The organism is Pseudoxanthomonas dokdonensis (assembly GCF_001431405.1).
Lineage (GTDB): Bacteria > Pseudomonadota > Gammaproteobacteria > Xanthomonadales > Xanthomonadaceae > Pseudoxanthomonas_A > Pseudoxanthomonas_A dokdonensis.
In genome coordinates this window covers 146,385-161,958 of sequence record NZ_LDJL01000004.1, presented here as the reverse complement: position 1 = coordinate 161,958, position 15,574 = coordinate 146,385, and the positions used below count along the sequence as shown (strand labels likewise).

The 15,574-nt window shown below is 64.5% G+C and carries 15 protein-coding genes; 10 read left to right on the top strand and 5 right to left on the bottom strand.

Annotation, left to right across the window (positions count from 1 at the left end):
* The first annotated feature begins 4 nt into the window (after positions 1–4).
* Complete coding sequence (locus ABB29_RS03805; protein WP_057657288.1) at positions 5–328, top strand: NIPSNAP family protein; 324 nt, start codon at positions 5–7, stop codon at positions 326–328.
* Positions 329–355: 27 nt separating this feature from the next.
* Positions 356–922 carry an elongation factor P-like protein YeiP gene (yeiP, locus tag ABB29_RS03800; protein WP_057657287.1) on the top strand — a complete coding sequence of 189 codons (567 nt, stop codon included), beginning with the start codon at positions 356–358 and terminating at the stop codon, positions 920–922.
* A 138-nt stretch (positions 923–1,060) separates the two neighbouring features.
* Here the strand turns inward: yeiP and ABB29_RS03795 are convergent, their stop codons facing one another.
* From ABB29_RS03795 to ABB29_RS03785, 3 genes are all read right to left on the bottom strand, one after another.
* Positions 1,061–2,890: an Lnb N-terminal periplasmic domain-containing protein gene (locus ABB29_RS03795; RefSeq protein WP_057657286.1), complete on the bottom strand. Its 1,830-nt coding sequence runs from the start codon at positions 2,888–2,890 to the stop codon at positions 1,061–1,063.
* Complete coding sequence (locus tag ABB29_RS03790; RefSeq protein ID WP_057657285.1) at positions 2,887–3,189, bottom strand: DUF2388 domain-containing protein; 303 nt, start codon at positions 3,187–3,189, stop codon at positions 2,887–2,889. The genes ABB29_RS03795 and ABB29_RS03790 overlap by 4 nt, the downstream gene beginning before the upstream one ends.
* A 123-nt stretch (positions 3,190–3,312) precedes the next feature.
* Entirely contained in the window at positions 3,313–4,698 is a 1,386-nt protein-coding gene (locus ABB29_RS03785; protein WP_057657284.1) for an FAD-binding oxidoreductase, read from the bottom strand.
* Positions 4,699–4,882: 184 nt separating this feature from the next.
* On the opposite strand from ABB29_RS03785, the gene serA reads away from it, so the two are divergent.
* Together serA and ABB29_RS03775 are read left to right on the top strand one after the other, a co-directional pair.
* Positions 4,883–6,121, top strand: a complete 1,239-nt coding sequence (serA, locus tag ABB29_RS03780; RefSeq protein WP_057657283.1) for a phosphoglycerate dehydrogenase — start codon at positions 4,883–4,885, stop codon at positions 6,119–6,121.
* A 58-nt stretch (positions 6,122–6,179) separates the two neighbouring features.
* Complete coding sequence (locus ABB29_RS03775; RefSeq protein ID WP_057657282.1) at positions 6,180–6,698, top strand: GrpB family protein; 519 nt, start codon at positions 6,180–6,182, stop codon at positions 6,696–6,698.
* A 434-nt stretch (positions 6,699–7,132) separates the two neighbouring features.
* Here the strand turns inward: ABB29_RS03775 and ABB29_RS03770 are convergent, their stop codons facing one another.
* A complete protein-coding gene (locus tag ABB29_RS03770; protein WP_057657281.1) occupies positions 7,133–7,687 on the bottom strand; it encodes an NUDIX hydrolase in 555 nt (184 codons plus the stop codon).
* A 176-nt stretch (positions 7,688–7,863) separates the two neighbouring features.
* Between ABB29_RS03770 and ABB29_RS03765 the strand changes: the two genes are divergently transcribed.
* The 6 genes from ABB29_RS03765 to ABB29_RS03740 all read left to right on the top strand — a co-directional run bounded on the left by ABB29_RS03765 (position 7,864) and on the right by ABB29_RS03740 (position 13,881).
* A complete protein-coding gene (locus ABB29_RS03765) occupies positions 7,864–9,330 on the top strand; it encodes an amino acid permease (protein WP_057657280.1) in 1,467 nt (488 codons plus the stop codon).
* A 94-nt stretch (positions 9,331–9,424) separates the two neighbouring features.
* Entirely contained in the window at positions 9,425–10,723 is a 1,299-nt protein-coding gene (locus ABB29_RS03760) for an amino acid permease (protein ID WP_170185841.1), read from the top strand.
* Between the two features lie 43 nt (positions 10,724–10,766).
* Complete coding sequence (locus ABB29_RS03755; RefSeq protein ID WP_057657278.1) at positions 10,767–11,408, top strand: methylthioribulose 1-phosphate dehydratase; 642 nt, start codon at positions 10,767–10,769, stop codon at positions 11,406–11,408.
* A gap of 72 nt (positions 11,409–11,480) precedes the next feature.
* Positions 11,481–12,038 (top strand): 1,2-dihydroxy-3-keto-5-methylthiopentene dioxygenase, encoded by a 558-nt coding sequence (locus tag ABB29_RS03750; RefSeq protein ID WP_057657277.1) that lies wholly within the window; start codon positions 11,481–11,483, stop codon positions 12,036–12,038.
* A complete protein-coding gene (gene mtnC, locus ABB29_RS03745; RefSeq protein WP_057657276.1) occupies positions 12,035–12,730 on the top strand; it encodes an acireductone synthase in 696 nt (231 codons plus the stop codon). The genes ABB29_RS03750 and mtnC overlap by 4 nt, the downstream gene beginning before the upstream one ends.
* A gap of 275 nt (positions 12,731–13,005) precedes the next feature.
* Positions 13,006–13,881 carry a cupin-like domain-containing protein gene (locus ABB29_RS03740; RefSeq protein WP_057657275.1) on the top strand — a complete coding sequence of 292 codons (876 nt, stop codon included), beginning with the start codon at positions 13,006–13,008 and terminating at the stop codon, positions 13,879–13,881.
* Positions 13,882–13,927: 46 nt separating this feature from the next.
* Here the strand turns inward: ABB29_RS03740 and ABB29_RS03735 are convergent, their stop codons facing one another.
* On the bottom strand, positions 13,928–15,559 hold the full coding sequence (locus ABB29_RS03735) for a calcineurin-like phosphoesterase C-terminal domain-containing protein (protein WP_057657274.1): 1,632 nt from the start codon (positions 15,557–15,559) through the stop codon (positions 13,928–13,930).
* Positions 15,560–15,574: the final 15 nt, after the last annotated feature.

The window sequence follows — 15,574 nt, the reverse complement described above, 5'->3', positions numbered from 1 at the left end:
GCACATGACCATCACCGCACGCTTCACCTACCGCATCCAGCCCGGGCGCATGGATGAGTTCGTCGCCAAGCTCAAGGCCGCCGCAGATGCGCGTTTCAATTCGGCGGTGATGCCGCAGGCGTTCCGTTTTTATGTCGATGCCCTGCCCGGCCAGGATGCCGACATCGTCATTCTCGACATCGATTACGCCAGCCTGGCTGATTTCGGCGCGCGCACTGATTTTGAACAGAACAACCCCGAGTGGGCCGCCCTCTGGGGCCCGCAACCAGACGCGCCGGAACAACTGCTCGGCGTCGACATCCTCAAATCCATCAACCCGTTTGCCTGATCGGCAACACCTCACCAAGCCACTTCCATGAAAGCCAACGAAATCAAGAAAGGCAACGTCGTCGAACACAACAACGGCGTCTATCAGATCCGCGACATCGACCGCAGCTCACCGCAGGGCCGTGGCGGCAACGTGCGCTTCCGCTTCACCATGTATTCGATTCCCGGCGGCAGCAAGCTGGATGCCAGCTTCGATGCCGACGATGACCTGCGCGAAGTCGACATGGTCCGCCGCCAATCGACGTTCTCCTACAAGGACGGCGAGGCATTCGTGTTCATGGATGACGAGGATTACACCCCGTACACGCTGGACCCGGACGCGCTCGGCGATCAGGCCGGTTACATCACCGATGGCCTGAGCGGCTGCTACGTGCAGGTGGTCGAGGACCAGCCGGTGGCACTGCAACTGCCGCAGCACGTGGTCCTGGAAGTGGTGGAAACCCCGCCGGAACTGAAAGGCGGCACCGCCACCAAACGGCCGAAGCCAGCCAAGCTCAGCACCGGCATCGAAATCATGGTGCCGGAATACATCAGCAACGGCGAGCGCATCCTGGTCAACACCACCACCGGCGAATTCGGCGGCCGCGCCGACTGAGGCCTGCGGACTGTTCGCCACCCGATATGCCCCCGCGTAGAGCGGAGCTTGCTCCGCTGAAAAACCCACCACACCGTAGAGCGGAGCTTGCTCCGCTGAAAAATCCAGCGAGCAGAACGCAGCGGAGCACGCTCCGCTCTACGGCGATGCGAACGCCCGCACTTGCGCTCCCAGGCGCTGCAGATTGTCGCGGGTGCCGTGCATCTGCCGGGCAAGCTCGCTGTCCAACCATTCCTTTGCGGAGTCATGCAGGCGTGAACGGGCGGCCTGCAGTGCCTGCATCTGATCGGTTGCCGCCCGTTGCAGGCGCTCGCGCTCCGCTGCCTGCGGCAGCCCGTAACCACCCTCAATCAACAAGGCCGGGCGACTGAGCCGTTCGCTGGCGCGCAGATAATCGGCCAGCATCGTCTGTTCCGATTGCCCGCTCAGCTCGCCCATGGCCGGTGGCCGCAGCAAGCGGTGTTTCAGTTCGTCCCGCGCCAACACTTCCTGTTGCCGCAGGGCGGCGTTTTCCAGCACCAGTAACGCCGCGCTGGCTTTCAGATCCGCGTGTTCGATGGCCCGCGCGCGCTCCGTCGCCGGTGCCCGCAACCAGTCCCGTACCCGTGCCTGCGCGATTGGCTGGCCCGCACGCACCACATCCAGCAGTTGCTGGTAATGCTGATCCGCCGACGGGAAGTAATAGCCCATCCGTTCGGCCTGGTCACGCGGTTGCAGCACGCTGGCATCGGCGACACCGCGCCGCTGCAGTTTGCGCAGCAGACCGCGCGGAGTGATGCTGTCCAAACCCTCGCCGGCCAGCCGCGGCACGCCATCGTGCAGCAGCTTGAATACTTCCACCGCGCAGTTGTTGCTGATGAAGTAATAACGGCCGTCATAGCTCCAGTGCAGCTGTGCGGCACGCTCGAGCAGCTGCGTTATCTCCGCCGGCGACAGTCGCAGTGGAATCGATTGCAGGCCACGCAGCTCGACCTTGTTGTACTCGTCAATGACCTGCGACAGCGGCAGCACGAACATCCGTGACGGATACGAACCGGTCAGTCCGCGCCAGCTGGATACCTGCACGTCGTCGACGAAGGCACGGAACGACAGTACCTGGTGATACTGCAGGTCCAGCCGGCAATCCGGCCCCGGCCTGCGTCCCGGCTTGCAGATCACCAGCCGCAACATGGCGTGGCCCCAGCGACTCATCGCCTGCTGGTTGCCCTCGGCCAACAGATAGTCGACCGCGTAGACACGGTCCGGCTCCAGGTGCGGCAAAGCCCGCACCGCATCATCGACCAGCGACTGCACGAACACCTGGTCCGGCGCGCACGCGCTGGCCGGCGGCGACCAGGCGAAATGCTCGGCAAACAACCGATACAGCGCTGGCCGGCGACAGGCGTATTGCGGATCGAGCAGGAAATATTCCAGGTTCACCGCCACATACTCACTGGCGCTGGTCAGCTCGTAGCGGTCCGGGCTGCGGTCACTGAAGGCATTGCCGGCCACGCGCCGGCGCGGTCGCGCCAGATCCAGTTGCCAGCCGGCCAGGTCCAGCAGTCGTGGATTGCGCGACAGCTGTCCTTGCGCGGACCGATCATGGAAATGCGCCAGCTCATGGATCAACGCGGCCAGCACGGCCTGGCGGGCAGCCAGGACTTCGCTGCCGGTGTCGGGTTTGGTCGCGCCGGCCGCCATCCAGTCCAGCAACAACTGCCGGTTCAACCAGATCGCCCGTGATTTGGCCCGGCCGTGTACCTTCGCCGGAAGATCGTCGCGCCATTGCACCGGGATGACCTGCTCGCTGCCGTCGCGCCAGGAAGGCGGCAGTCGCTGCAGGGCTTGTTCGAACATCGCCGTGCTGGCGCCGATCTCGGCTGCCGACAGCCCTTCGGACTGCAGCTGCAATGACACTCGTGCCCAGGCCGGCGACGCCAGCAGCAGCCACGCCAGCAGCGCCCAGCGCAGGCGCCGACGCGGGATCAACGGCTGAGGATGGCGTGGGCCAGTTGCAGGTCGCTTGCCTCACCCGACTGCGCGCTGGTTTCACGCAATTGGCGCAGCGCGGCTTCGAGACGGGCACTGCGGACACGGCCATCGGTGGCGACAAATACCGCCGCGTCCTCGCGTGCCTGGGCAACCACTTTGTCATCGTCACCGGAAGAACTGCCACTGGAGTCGGAGCTGCCGGCCGAGGACGCACCGGCCGAGGTACCGGCAAAACTGGAGGCCAACAGCGAACCACTGAACAGCAACAGGCCAATCAACACGAGGCAACGCGACATGGGAGATCCGGAGCGGAAACTGATTGTGAGATTTTACCGAATCCAACGCGAGGCGGATGAACAGGCGGCCGCGCGCAGACGGCAGCATCGGCCTCTTGGGCGACGAGACGACGGCTTGCCCGATCAGTCGAACAGCTTGCCCGGATTCATCAGTCCATTCGGATCCAGTACCTGCCTGATGCCACGCATCACCGCAATCTCGGCGTCGCTGCGGGTGCTGCCCAGATAACCCTTCTTGACCAGGCCGATGCCGTGCTCGGCCGAAATGCTGCCACCACAACGCTGCAGGGCCTGCGCCAGCAACTCGGTGACATGCTCGCACTGCTGCACGAACAGCGGGTAATCGACGTCGCCCGGCTTCAGCACGTTGATGTGCAGGTTGCCATCGCCGATATGGCCAAACCACACCACCTCGAAATGCGGATAGGCCTGGCCGAGCAGGGCCTGGGTTTCGGCCAGGAACGCCGGCATCGCCGAAATCCGCACCGACACATCGTTCTTGTACGGCTTGTAGGCGGCCAGGCTTTCGGTGATGCCTTCGCGCAGCCGCCACAGCTGCGCTGCCTGGGCGTCGGACTGGCTGATCACGCCATCGCTGACCCAGCCGTTGTCCATGCAGGTTTCGAACGCCGCCATCGCCGCGGCTTCGCTGGCCTCGTCGCCGCTGGCGAACTCGGTGACCACGTAATATGGATGCACGTCATCGAACGGTTTCTGCGCGCCATGCGCCAGCACATGATGCAGCGCGCGGTCGGTAAAGAACTCGAAGGCTTCCAGTTGCAGTCGTTCGCGGAATGCGGCGAACACCTGCATCAGTACCTCAAACGATGGCAGCGCCAGCAGCATGACGTTGCTGGGCGACGGCGGATCGGTCAGCCGCAGGGTGGCTTCGACCACGATCCCCAGCGTGCCTTCGGAGGCGATGACCAGATGGCGCAGATCGTAGCCACTGGAGTTCTTGATCAAGGCCCGGTTCAAATCCAGCAGCTCGCCAGTGCCGGTCACCAGCTTGAGGCCGGCAATCCATTCGCGGGTGTTGCCATAGCGGATGACCCGGATGCCACCGGCATTGGTGGCGATATTGCCGCCAATCGAACATGAACCACGGGCGGCGAAATCGACCGGATAAGCCAGGCCGTGTTCGCTGGCGGCGTTGTGCACTGCTTCCAGCGCGATGCCCGGCTGCACGGTCAGGGTGCGGTCGACCGCATTGAAGGCCAGCACCTTGTTCATCCGTTCCATGCTGATCACCAGCTCGCCATTGGCGGCCACCGCGCCACCGGACAGCCCGGTGCGGCCGCCGGAAGGCACCAGCGCCACCTGCTGCTGGTTGGCCCAGCGCACGATGGCCTGGACCTCCTCGATGCTGGCCGGCAAGGCGATGGCCAGCGGCGCCGGGGTCCAGCGCCGGGTCCAGTCGCGACCGTAGTGTTCCAGGTCGGCAGGGTCGGACTTCAGGCGCAGGCCGGGCACGGCCTGTTGCAACGATTGCAGACGGGAATCGGTCATCTTGGTCGGTGGCGTGGGGGTGCGTCAGCGTGCCAGCGTCGCGGGGTCGCGTCCAGATGGCAGGCGTGCGCGATTGGTTTCAGAAGCAACAAAAACAGCCGCTTGCAGTGCTGATGCGACGCAGCAAAAGCCGCCACCGTTCTGGCATAGTGATCGGCCCGTCATGCCCCACTTCGCTGCCTACATGTCCAAGAAGACCTCCTACCCCAAGCAGGACATCCGCGTGCTGCTGCTGGAAGGCGTCAGCCAGACCGCCGTGGACACCTTCCACGCCGCCGGCTATACCCAGATCGAGTATCACGAGAAGTCGCTGCCGGAGGACGAACTGAAGGCCCGCATCGCTGAAGCGCATATCGTCGGCCTGCGTTCGCGCACGCAACTCACCGCCGAGGTGCTGTCGCATGCGCGCCGGCTGATGGCGGTTGGCTGCTTCTGCATCGGCACCAACCAGGTCGATCTGGAAACCGCCGAGCTGGCCGGCATCCCGGTCTTCAATGCACCCTATTCCAACACCCGCAGCGTGGCCGAACTGGTCATCGCCCAGAGCATCATGCTGATGCGCGGCATCCCGCAGAAGAACGCGCAGTGCCACCGCGGCGGCTGGTCGAAGTCGGCCGCCGGCAGCCATGAAGTGCGCGGCAAGATCCTCGGCATCATCGGCTACGGCCATATCGGCACCCAGGTTGGCGTGCTGGCCGAAGCGCTGGGCATGCAGGTGATGTTCCACGATATCGAAACCAAACTGTCGCTGGGCAATGCCCGTGCCGCGGCCAGCCTGCAGGAACTGCTGGCCAGTGCCGACGTGGTTACCCTGCACGTGCCGGAAACCGCCAGCACCCAGGGCATGTTCGGCGCCGCCGAAATCGCCGCGATGAAACCCGGTGCGCATCTGATCAATGCCTCGCGCGGCAGCGTGGTCGATATCGACGCGCTGCGCCAGGCACTGGAAAGCGGCCATGTCGGCGGCGCGGCGGTGGACGTGTTCCCGCTCGAGCCCAAAGGCAATGCTGATCAGTTCGAATCGCCGTTGCGCGGCCTCGACAACGTCATCCTGACCCCGCACGTCGGCGGCAGCACGCTGGAAGCGCAGGACAACATCGGCATTGAAGTGGCGGCCAAACTGGTGCGCTACAGCGACAATGGCTCGACCCTGTCGGCGGTCAACTTCCCCGAAGTCACCCTGCCCGGCCATGACCAGAGCCGGCGCATCCTGCACATCCATCGCAACGTGCCTGGCGTGCTGTCGCGGATCAACGACATCTTCGGCAAGCACAACGTCAATATCGATGGCCAGTTCCTGCGCACCGACGCCAACGTCGGTTACGTGGTGATCGACGTCACCGCCTCCGAGGAACAGACAGCCGAACTTAAGGACGCGTTGTCCGCCATTGAAGGCACCCTGCGCACGCGGGTGCTGTACTGACCCGGTATCGGCCAGCATCGCATCATCCTGCAACATCAGGGCGGTACCGGTGCCCGGCATGATCCGGGTCGTCCCGCATGATCCGGACTGGGCGGCGCAGTACCAGGCAGAAGCCAGGCAGGTCACCGCTGCTGTCGGCGCTCCGCTGATCGCCCTCCATCACATCGGCAGCACGTCGGTCGCTGGCCTTGCGGCCAAGCCGATCATCGACATGCTGCTTGAAGTGACCTCGCTGGATGCCTTGGACCGCGTCACCCCGGCGATCGAACATCTCGGTTATGAGGCCATGGGCGAGTTTGGAATTTCCGGTCGCCGCTATTTCCGCCGAGATGATGCGCAAGGCATCCGCAGCCATCAGATCCATGCCTTCGCGGCGGATACCGCCAATGTCCGCCGACATCTCGCGTTCCGCGATTATCTGCGCGCACATCGGGCGGTTGCCGACCAGTATGGCCTGCTCAAACAACAGCTCGCGCAACAGCACCCTGCTGATCTTGGCGCCTACAACGATGGCAAGGACAGCTTCGTCAAGGAGCACGAACGTATTGCGTTGCGTTGGGTGGACGATCAGCGCTGAGCATCCAGTGACGCCCACCTCGGTTACATGGTGATCGAAGTCACCGCCTGCGATGAGCAGGCCACCGAATTGAAGAATGCGTTGTCCGCGATTGAAGGCACCCTGCGCACGCGGGTGCTGTACTGAAATATCGTAGAAAGAGCAGCGGAGCAAGCTCCGCTCTACATGTGGTCAGAATAAGCAAAAGTCGTCATCCCGGCGCACGCCGGGATCCAGCACTTATCGCTGCTGACAGCAAAAGCTAGATGACCCAATATTCGTTGATTGAAAACCCGGCGTTCGCCGGAATGACGAGGAAAATTGGGCTATCCCGGGGGTTTCCTGGAGCATTGCAATTTCTGGCGCGTAAGCACGCCTCGCGTTGCGTTGGCTCGGCGATCAGTCGTGAGTCACGACCAGCTGCTGCGGCCCCCGGCCCCGCTGGCACCGCGGCGCTAGGTTTCGGAATGGCCCCGCTGCAACCACTTGCCTGCCATCCGTGCCATTGATGGATCAGCATCGTCAAGCAGCGGCGGGATCTCGCGCCAGGCCAGCTGCAGTGATTCCTCGCTGACCACGAAGCGCTCGTCGCTGCCGGCACGGATGACGTAGCGCACGTCGTAGTGCCAGTGGCCGGGTACCTCGGCGCGTTCCGGTATCCAGTGCCGGTCCAGATCGAAGATGGCGTCCGACTCCAGCGCCAGATCCGGCAGCCCGGATTCCTCGCGCGCTTCCTTCAGCGCCACCTGCGCCATGTCGCAGTCACCATCGGCGTGACCGCCCAGTTGCAGCCAGCGTTGCAGCTTGCGGTGATGGGTCAGCAGCAACCGCTTGCCATCGGCGCTGACCAGCCAGGCACTGCCGGTCAGGTGGCCGGCCAGGCGCTCGCGCACGAACGGGTTGGCCGGCTCGGCCAGCAATCGTTCGAACTGTTCGATGACCGCCTGTTCCTGCGGCCAGCGACGGCGGTAATCCTGCAGGGCCATGGTCAAGGGAGCGACATCCCACATAAACGGCTATCCGGTGCGGCAAGGCCGGCCATTATCGCCGCTCATGCTGCGCTTGCGCTTGTGCTTCCCGCGCCGCTTTGGCAAGGTAACTCGGATGCCTCCTGCGACAGGTGGCGTTAAGACAAAGCGCCTCCGGGCGTCGCCGCCCACCAGCCAACTGCCAAGGAATTCCGCGGATGTTCAAATCGCTATTCAGGGTCAAACCGGTCGAACCCGCCGGCCACGTCGATGCGGGGGAACCCTTTGAAGGAAGCCTGGAAGGCGAAGCAACTCTCAAGCGCACCCTGACCGGCACCCAGCTGATCCTGCTGGGCATCGGCGCGGTCATCGGCGCCGGCATCTTCGTGCTGACCGGTCAGGCCGCGGCCCAGCACGCCGGGCCGGCGATCATGCTGAGCTTCGTGCTGGCCGGCATCGCCTGCGCCTTCGCCGGGCTCTGCTATGCCGAATTCGCGGCGATGCTGCCGGTCTCGGGCAGTGCCTATTCGTACTCGTACGCCACCCTCGGCGAGGCGGTTGCCTGGTTCATCGGCTGGTGCCTGGTGCTGGAGTACCTGTTTGCCGCATCGACCGTGGCAGTGGGCTGGTCGGGCTATCTCAATGCCTTCCTCAGCAACTGGGACCTGGCCCTGCCGACGGCCTTGGCCAGCGCGCCGTACACCATCGAGAATGGCGCGCTGGTCCATACCGGCGGGCTGGTCAACCTGCCGGCGGTGTTGATCATCGCCGCGGTCACCACCATCGGCTACTTCGGCATCACCCAGTCGGCGTTCGTCAACTCGTTCGTGGTTGCGATCAAGGTCACCGTGATCGTGTTGTTCATCGCGCTCGGTGCCAAGTACGTCGACCCGGCCAACTGGCACCCCTTCATCCCCGCCAATGAAGGCCCGGGCAAGTTCGGCTTTGAAGGCGTCATCCGCGCCTCGGCCATCGTCTTCTTCGCCTACATCGGCTTCGACGCGGTATCCACCGCCGCTGGCGAGGCCAAAAATCCGCAGCGCGACATGCCGATCGGCATCCTCGGCTCGCTGATCATCTGCACCATCCTGTACATCGTGGTCTGCGCGGTGCTGACCGGGATGATGCCGTTCCGCCTGCTCGACACGCCCGAACCGGTCTCCACCGCGCTCAACAACTATCCCTCGCTGGGCTGGCTGCAGACGCTGGTGGAAATCGCCGCCATCGCCGGTCTGTCGTCGGTGATCCTGGTGATGCTGATGGCCCAGCCGCGCATCTTCTACACCATGTCCAAGGACGGGCTGATGCCCAAGCTGTTCGGCAAGGTCCATCCCAAGTACCACACGCCTTACGTCGGCACCCTCATCGTCGGCGTGATTGCCGCCGGCCTGGCCGGGCTGCTGCCGCTGAGCCTGCTAGGCGAGATGGTGTCGATGGGCACGCTGCTGGCGTTCGCGACGGTCTCGGCCGGGGTCCTGATCCTGCGCTACACCCGGCCGGAACTGCCCCGCCCGTTCCGGGTGCCGGCGGCCATTCTGGTCTGCCCGCTGGGCGTGGTCACCTGCCTGTACCTGTTCTGGCAACCGTTCAAGGAACACTGGCACCTGCTGCTGGGCTGGATTGCAATCGGCCTGCTGATTTACGCCGTGTACGGTTATCGCCACAGCAAACTGCGCAACGCCTGATGCGAGCGCGGTCCCGCCATGCCGCGGGACCGTACAGCGATGGCATGACGGTCGCTGCAGGGCGACCTCGATTCATTGACTTTCGGGTATGCCGATGACGGCTGACAGCAGCGCAAAGATTGGTCCGGTGCTGGCGACCTTCGTGGTCGCCAACAACATGATCGGCTCGGGTTTCTTCCTGTTGCCAGCGACGCTGGCCAAATCCGGCGGGGTCACCGCGCTCAGCTGGCTGCTGGGCACGGTGCTGGCGGTGGTGCTGGGTTCGGCATTCGCGCGGCTGGCGCGCCACTACCCGAACCTGGAATCGCCGGATGACTACGTGCGGCCATCACTGGGGCGCGACATGGGTTTCCTGGCCACCACGCTGTACTGGATTTCATCGTGGATGGGCAACAACGCCATCGCCGTGGCCGCGTTCGGCTATCTGGTCATCCTGCTGCCGGTCGGCGATGGCAGCGTCACCCGTCTGATCGGGCAGTTGCTGCTGATCTGGCTGATGTTCGGCCTCAACCTGATGGGCCCGCGCCAGATCGCACGCTTCCAGTCGTTCTGCGTGGTACTGGGCCTGTTGCCGGTGGCGGTGATTCTGATCTGGGGCTGGGGCAGTTTTGACGGCGACATCTACCGTGCCTCGTGGAATGTCACCGACCGCAGCGACGCCAGCGTGGTGTTCAGTTCACTGGCGCCGATATTCTGGGCCTTCGTCGGCCTGGAAACCGGGGCGATGGTCGCCGGCGTGGTCCGCAATCCACAGCGTAACGTGCCGATCGCGACGATTGGCGGCATCGTCATTGCCGGCATCGTCTACCTGCTGTCTTCGGTGCTGATGATGGGCATCGTGCCGGCCGCGCAACTGTCGCAGTCGAGCGCACCGTTCGCGCTGGTGGCCGGGCAGATGTTCGGCGCCTGGGCGATTCCGATCATCGCCGCGGCGGCCGCGCTCAAGGCCACCGGTACCCTCGGTGGCTGGATGCTGGTCAGCGGCGAATCCGGTGCCCGCGCCGCCCAGCGCGGCTTCCTGCCGCCGATCTTCGGTCGCCTGCGGGCCAATGGTTCGGCCGGCTGGGGCTTGTTCATCATCGCCGCCTCGATGACGCTGCTGGCGGTGTTCACCCTGGCGCCGACCGTTTCCAGCCAGTTCGAAACCCTGATTGAAATGGTCGTCACCCTCGTGATCATGGCCTATGCGACCGCAGGGCTGGCGCTGCTGCTGGGTTCGCCTGAACGGCTGGCCACGCGCTCGGACCGGATCATCGGCATGGGCGCGCTGGTGGCCTGCGGGCTGCTGGTGTATTCGTCCTCGATCCGCACCCTGGTCGGTGGCGTGGTCATCGCCTTGTTGTCGCTGGCCGCCTATCGTGGTTTCGCCCGCCGCGGCCGGCCTGTCGCCTAGGACGGTGCTCGCCCCGCCGGGATGCTCGCGCTAAGATCGGCGCATGAGCACTCTCCCCTACGACAGCGACCGGCTGCAGCAACTGGCCGATGTCCTGATCAGCAACGTCGGCGAGCTGGCGCGCGCCGGCTGGACGCCGGCGACCAGCAGCAACTTCTCGCATCGCCTCGATGGCCAGCATGCCGCGATCACCGTGTCGGGCAAGGACAAGGGCCGGCTGGGCCGCGACGACATCATGGTCGTCGACTGGGATGGCAAACCGGTCGCGACCGATCAACGGCCGTCCGCCGAAACCCTGCTGCACACCCAGCTGTACAAGCGCTTCCCGGAAATCGGCTGCGTACTGCATACCCACTCGCCAGTGCAGACGATTGCCTCGCGCCTGTATGCCGGCGCCGGCCACGTACGCCTGGAAGGCTACGAGTTGCTGAAGGCCTTCCACGGCAACAGCACCCACGAAACCGCGGTCGACGTGCCGGTGTTTTCCAACACCCAGGACATGCATGTGCTGGCCGCGCAGGTCGATGCCTTGCTGGACCGGCAATGCATGTGGGGCTATCTGATCGATGGCCATGGCCTGTATGCCTGGGGCCAGGACATGGCCCAGGCGCGCCGGCATCTGGAAGCTTTCGAGTTCCTGCTCCACTGCGAGCTGGAACTGCGCAAGCTGGGCTGTCGCCAGTAACCACGGATGCCGTCACCTGGCGCTACGCCGGGCCTTGTTAAGCTCCCTCATCCCACGGAACTCGCCACCGCCATGAGCCGTCTGCGCATCTTTGACGAAAACACCCCCGACACGCCCGAGTTCGCCAGCTACGACCCGGACTTCATCGCCACCGAACTGCACAAGATCGGCGTCACCTTCGAACGCTGGCAGGCCAACCAGCCGCTGGCGCCCGGTGCCAGCCCGGAACAGGTGATGGATGCCTATCGCGCCGACATCGACCGGCTTGTGGCCGAGCGTGGCTTCAAGTCGGTCGACGTGGTCAGCATTGCGCCAGACAACCCGCAGCGCGAAGCCATGCGCGCCAAGTTCCTCGACGAGCATTACCACAAGGAAGACGAGGTGCGCTTTTTCGTCGCCGGCTCGGGCCTGTTCACCCTGCACGTGGATGGCAAGGTCTACGAGGTCGAGTGCGTGAAGGACGATCTGATCGCGGTACCGGACAGTACCCGGCACTGGTTCGACATGGGTCCGGAACCGCAGTTCATCGCCATCCGCTTCTTCACCGAGCCCGATGGCTGGGTCGGCCACTTCACCGGCCAGGACATCGCCGGCAGGTTCCCGCGCTACCAAGGCCTGAGCGATAAATGATCCGCGCCATCCTCACCGATATCGAAGGCACCACCAGCAGCATCTCGTTCGTCAAGGATGTGCTGTTTCCCTACGCCCGGCGTGCCCTGCCCGGCTTCGTCCGCGAACATGGCCAGCGCCCGGACGTGCGCCAGTGGCTGGACCAGGTCGCGACCGAACATGGCGGCATCTGCAGCGACGATGTCATCGTCGAGACCCTGCAGGGCTGGATTGACCAGGACCGCAAGCACACGGCGCTGAAGGCGTTGCAGGGGATGATCTGGGACGCCGGCTACCGTGATGCCGATTTCACCGCGCACATCTATCCCGATGCGGCCCCCGCGTTGCGGCAGTGGCACGCGCAGGGACTGCCGCTGCATGTGTACTCGTCCGGCTCGGTGCCGGCGCAGAAGCTGTTCTTCGGCCACAGCGATGCCGGCGATCTGACTGCGTTGTTTTCGGGCTGGTTCGATACCGAAACCGGCGGCAAGCGTGAAGCGGACAGCTACCGCCGGATTGCCGAGGCCATCGCCCTGCCGGCAGCGGACATCCTGTTCCTGTCCGATGTGGTCGCCGAACTCGACGCGGCGCGCGAGGCCGGCATGCAGACCTGTCTGGTCGATCGCCTGCAGGACTATCCGCAAGCGCGGCTTGGCGACGATGCCCACGGCCATGCCCGGGTCACCGGCTTCGATCAGATCCCGCTGGGTTGATGCGAGTGATTCCCGCTTCAACGCGACCGGTGCCGCCCCGCTAGAATCCGTCCCGGTCACCCGCCAGCGCAACGCCCGCCAGTGACCCGGCGATTCATGCCAGCCAGCCACACGCCAGCCAGCCGAATCCGATGACGCCTCCGCCAGGAGGCGTTCTGCTTTTTGTGAGCCGGTAACCATCGGCGCTGGCCTGCCCATGCTGCCAGCGCCGTGTCGATGGCCGTTCCCGCACCCCCGCTGCGTTCTAGCAGGCGGACGTCAGGGAAAGCGGATTCATGGACAAGTTGAACTGTTTCGACAACGATTTCGAGCGCGGGCACCTGGATCGCCGGGGCTCGTTGTTCCATCACCGTCTGCTCGGACACCCTGCGCTGTCGCTGGAAAACCTGGCCAAGGTCATCCCGGCATTGCCGCCGGCACAAGTGTTCCACTCCAGCGGTCTGCTCGACAACAGCGATAATTTCGACCGCGCCCATCTCGAACACCAGGCCGAACTGGGGCTTGAGGAAACCCTGGAACGGTTGCGCCATACCGATGCCTACATCATGGTGCGGCAACCGGAAACCGCCGATTCGTTCAAGCCCTTGCTGCAGGAGCTGAAGGCCGACGTGCAATCCCTGGTGCGCGAGGCCGGCATCAGCGGTGGCATCGATGAAGCGATGCTGTATCTGTTCATCGCCTCTCCCAACAGCGTGACCCCGTTCCATATCGATCGCTACTCGACGTTCCTGCTGCAATTCCGCGGCAGCAAGCAGGTGACGGTCTACCCCCCGTGGGACCCGCGCGTGGTCAGCGACGAGGACACCGAGCATTTCTTCGCCCAGACCGGCCGTCGCCCGGCATGGCGACCGGAGGTGCAGTCACTCGGCACCCGCTTTGAATTCTCACCGGGCCAGGCCTTGCATATTCCCTTCGTCGCCGGCCATCACGTGCGCAACGGCAGCGATGACGTGTCCATTTCGCTGTCGATCATTTTCAACACCGAACAGACCCGCAGCCTGATGCGGGCCCTGGCACTGAACCATCAGTGCCGCAAATGGATGAAGCGGATTGGCATGGCGCCGCGCCGAGTGGCACTGGACGCAGACGGCGTGGCGCTGAAGTCACAGCTGTGGGGCACTGCCGCTCGCGTGGCCCGGCGCCTGCGCTAGCACGCGTCCGCTACCGGGCCGCCGCCGCGACGACGCGGGTGCCGGTTCAAGGCTTCGCATCCTGCAACCGGTAATGCCCCTGAACGCGCTGCTCGCCCTGCCAGCGGTCGAACACCCGCACTTCGACCTGGTGCTCGCCAATCGACAGATCCGTCGGCAGCGCACCACGCCACAGGTGCGCGGACGGCACCGCTTCCGGCGAGCGGTCGTAGCCACGCAGTGCCGGTGCCTGATCATCACGCACGTTTTCCGCCAGCAGCCCCGGGTCGGGCTGTCGCACCTGCGTCATCGGTTTCCAGTCAGCGCCGTCGACGCGGAATTCGACCCGGGAAGCAGCATCGCCCATGTACACGTTGGCATATACGCCCCACGCCGGATATGCACCCTGGCGCAACACCTGCGGCAGATGCAGGCCGATATGGCTGCCTTCCGGATCGCGGGCGGCGTGCCAGGCCAGCGCGTAACTGCCATCGCCGGCAACCCGCAGATCGGCATAGCCGTTGGGGGTGCCATCGGCCATGCGGCTGTCGGGAATGCCCTGCGCGTCCTTCACTCCCGACCAGAACGCTCCGCAGGCGGCACCGACGTTGTACTCATGCAGCGGTTGCGTGCCGTGCCAGCCTTCGTCGGCACCATGGAACCACTGCTGCTGGGTATGACTGTGGCCGCTCAGCAGCAGTACGTGGGGGAAATCCTTGAGCAGATCAAACAGTCGCTGCCGGTCGGCCAGGCGGAAGGTTTCGCGACCCGGGTCCGGCAGGAAGGTCGGGATATGCATGGCCAGTACCAGCAGCCGGTCCTTGCGCACGGTCGGCAGGTACTCCTGCAGGAAGCGGAACTGGTCCTCGCGTAGACCGCCGACATAGGCCGGTTTGACACCCGGCTGGTAGACCACATCATCCAGGCCGATGAAGGTCAGCAACGGTTCTTCCCAGGCGAAGGTGTCGGGACCAAACTGGTTGCGATAGCTCAGCAGTGATTCCTCGTCACTGCCAGCATCGAAATCCAGGTCGTGGTTGCCTGGGATATGCAGCCAGGGCAGCCCCAACTGCGCGGTCACCTGCTTCAGCTGTGGATACAGCGACAGATCGTCATTGACCACATCACCGAGCGTGGTGCCGAGCTGGTACTGATCGCGCTGGGCCAGCAATGGCTGAACGATATCGCGCAGGTAATAATCCACATCCTGCATCGATTTGGTCTGGGTATCGCTGAACACCAGCATCCGCATCGAGTCTGCGCTCATGCGTTGCCGCGGCTGCGGCACAAGGCCGAAATCCTTGCATGCCGCCCTGGCATCACGCAGGCCGCCGTACTTGAGTGTGGACGAGGTCGGCGACGGACTGTTCTTCCATGCATCGGGCAGCCCGTCAGCACGTTCCGGCAATGCGTAAGCGGCCGGCTTGATGATGAAAACAGTGCGCCCGTCATTGGCCGGCAGGCGATAGTGGCCCTGCGCATCGGTCGTCACCAGCTGCTGGCCATCGGACAGCTTGATGCCTGCCAGCGGGCGCTCGCCGGGGTCGCGCTGGCCATTGCCATTGCGGTCTTCCCAGACCATGCCACTGCTGCAGATCGGTACCGCCACTTCGCCCGCCACCGCGGTATTCGTCGATACCGCGTTGAGCAGGATCGCGTTCGACAGCAGTAGCAGGGATGCGAAATTACTCCAGCGCATGGCGGTTTCCGGACA

Bases quoted from the DNA above. Each gene is read 5' to 3' on its own strand.
- serA (WP_057657283.1), top strand. From the start codon at position 4,883: ATGTCCAAGAAGACCTCCTACCCCAAGCAGGACATCCGCGTGCTGCTG.
- ABB29_RS03735 (WP_057657274.1), bottom strand. From the start codon at position 15,559: ATGCGCTGGAGTAATTTCGCATCCCTGCTACTGCTGTCGAACGCGATC.
- ABB29_RS03770 (WP_057657281.1), bottom strand. From the start codon at position 7,687: ATGTGGGATGTCGCTCCCTTGACCATGGCCCTGCAGGATTACCGCCGT.
- ABB29_RS03755 (WP_057657278.1), top strand. From the start codon at position 10,767: ATGAGCACTCTCCCCTACGACAGCGACCGGCTGCAGCAACTGGCCGAT.
- yeiP (WP_057657287.1), top strand. From the start codon at position 356: ATGAAAGCCAACGAAATCAAGAAAGGCAACGTCGTCGAACACAACAAC.
- ABB29_RS03775 (WP_057657282.1), top strand. From the start codon at position 6,180: ATGATCCGGGTCGTCCCGCATGATCCGGACTGGGCGGCGCAGTACCAG.
- ABB29_RS03740 (WP_057657275.1), top strand. From the start codon at position 13,006: ATGGACAAGTTGAACTGTTTCGACAACGATTTCGAGCGCGGGCACCTG.
- ABB29_RS03785 (WP_057657284.1), bottom strand. From the start codon at position 4,698: ATGACCGATTCCCGTCTGCAATCGTTGCAACAGGCCGTGCCCGGCCTG.
- ABB29_RS03805 (WP_057657288.1), top strand. From the start codon at position 5: ATGACCATCACCGCACGCTTCACCTACCGCATCCAGCCCGGGCGCATG.
- mtnC (WP_057657276.1), top strand. From the start codon at position 12,035: ATGATCCGCGCCATCCTCACCGATATCGAAGGCACCACCAGCAGCATC.
- ABB29_RS03765 (WP_057657280.1), top strand. From the start codon at position 7,864: ATGTTCAAATCGCTATTCAGGGTCAAACCGGTCGAACCCGCCGGCCAC.
- ABB29_RS03750 (WP_057657277.1), top strand. From the start codon at position 11,481: ATGAGCCGTCTGCGCATCTTTGACGAAAACACCCCCGACACGCCCGAG.
- ABB29_RS03760 (WP_170185841.1), top strand. From the start codon at position 9,425: ATGACGGCTGACAGCAGCGCAAAGATTGGTCCGGTGCTGGCGACCTTC.
- ABB29_RS03790 (WP_057657285.1), bottom strand. From the start codon at position 3,189: ATGTCGCGTTGCCTCGTGTTGATTGGCCTGTTGCTGTTCAGTGGTTCG.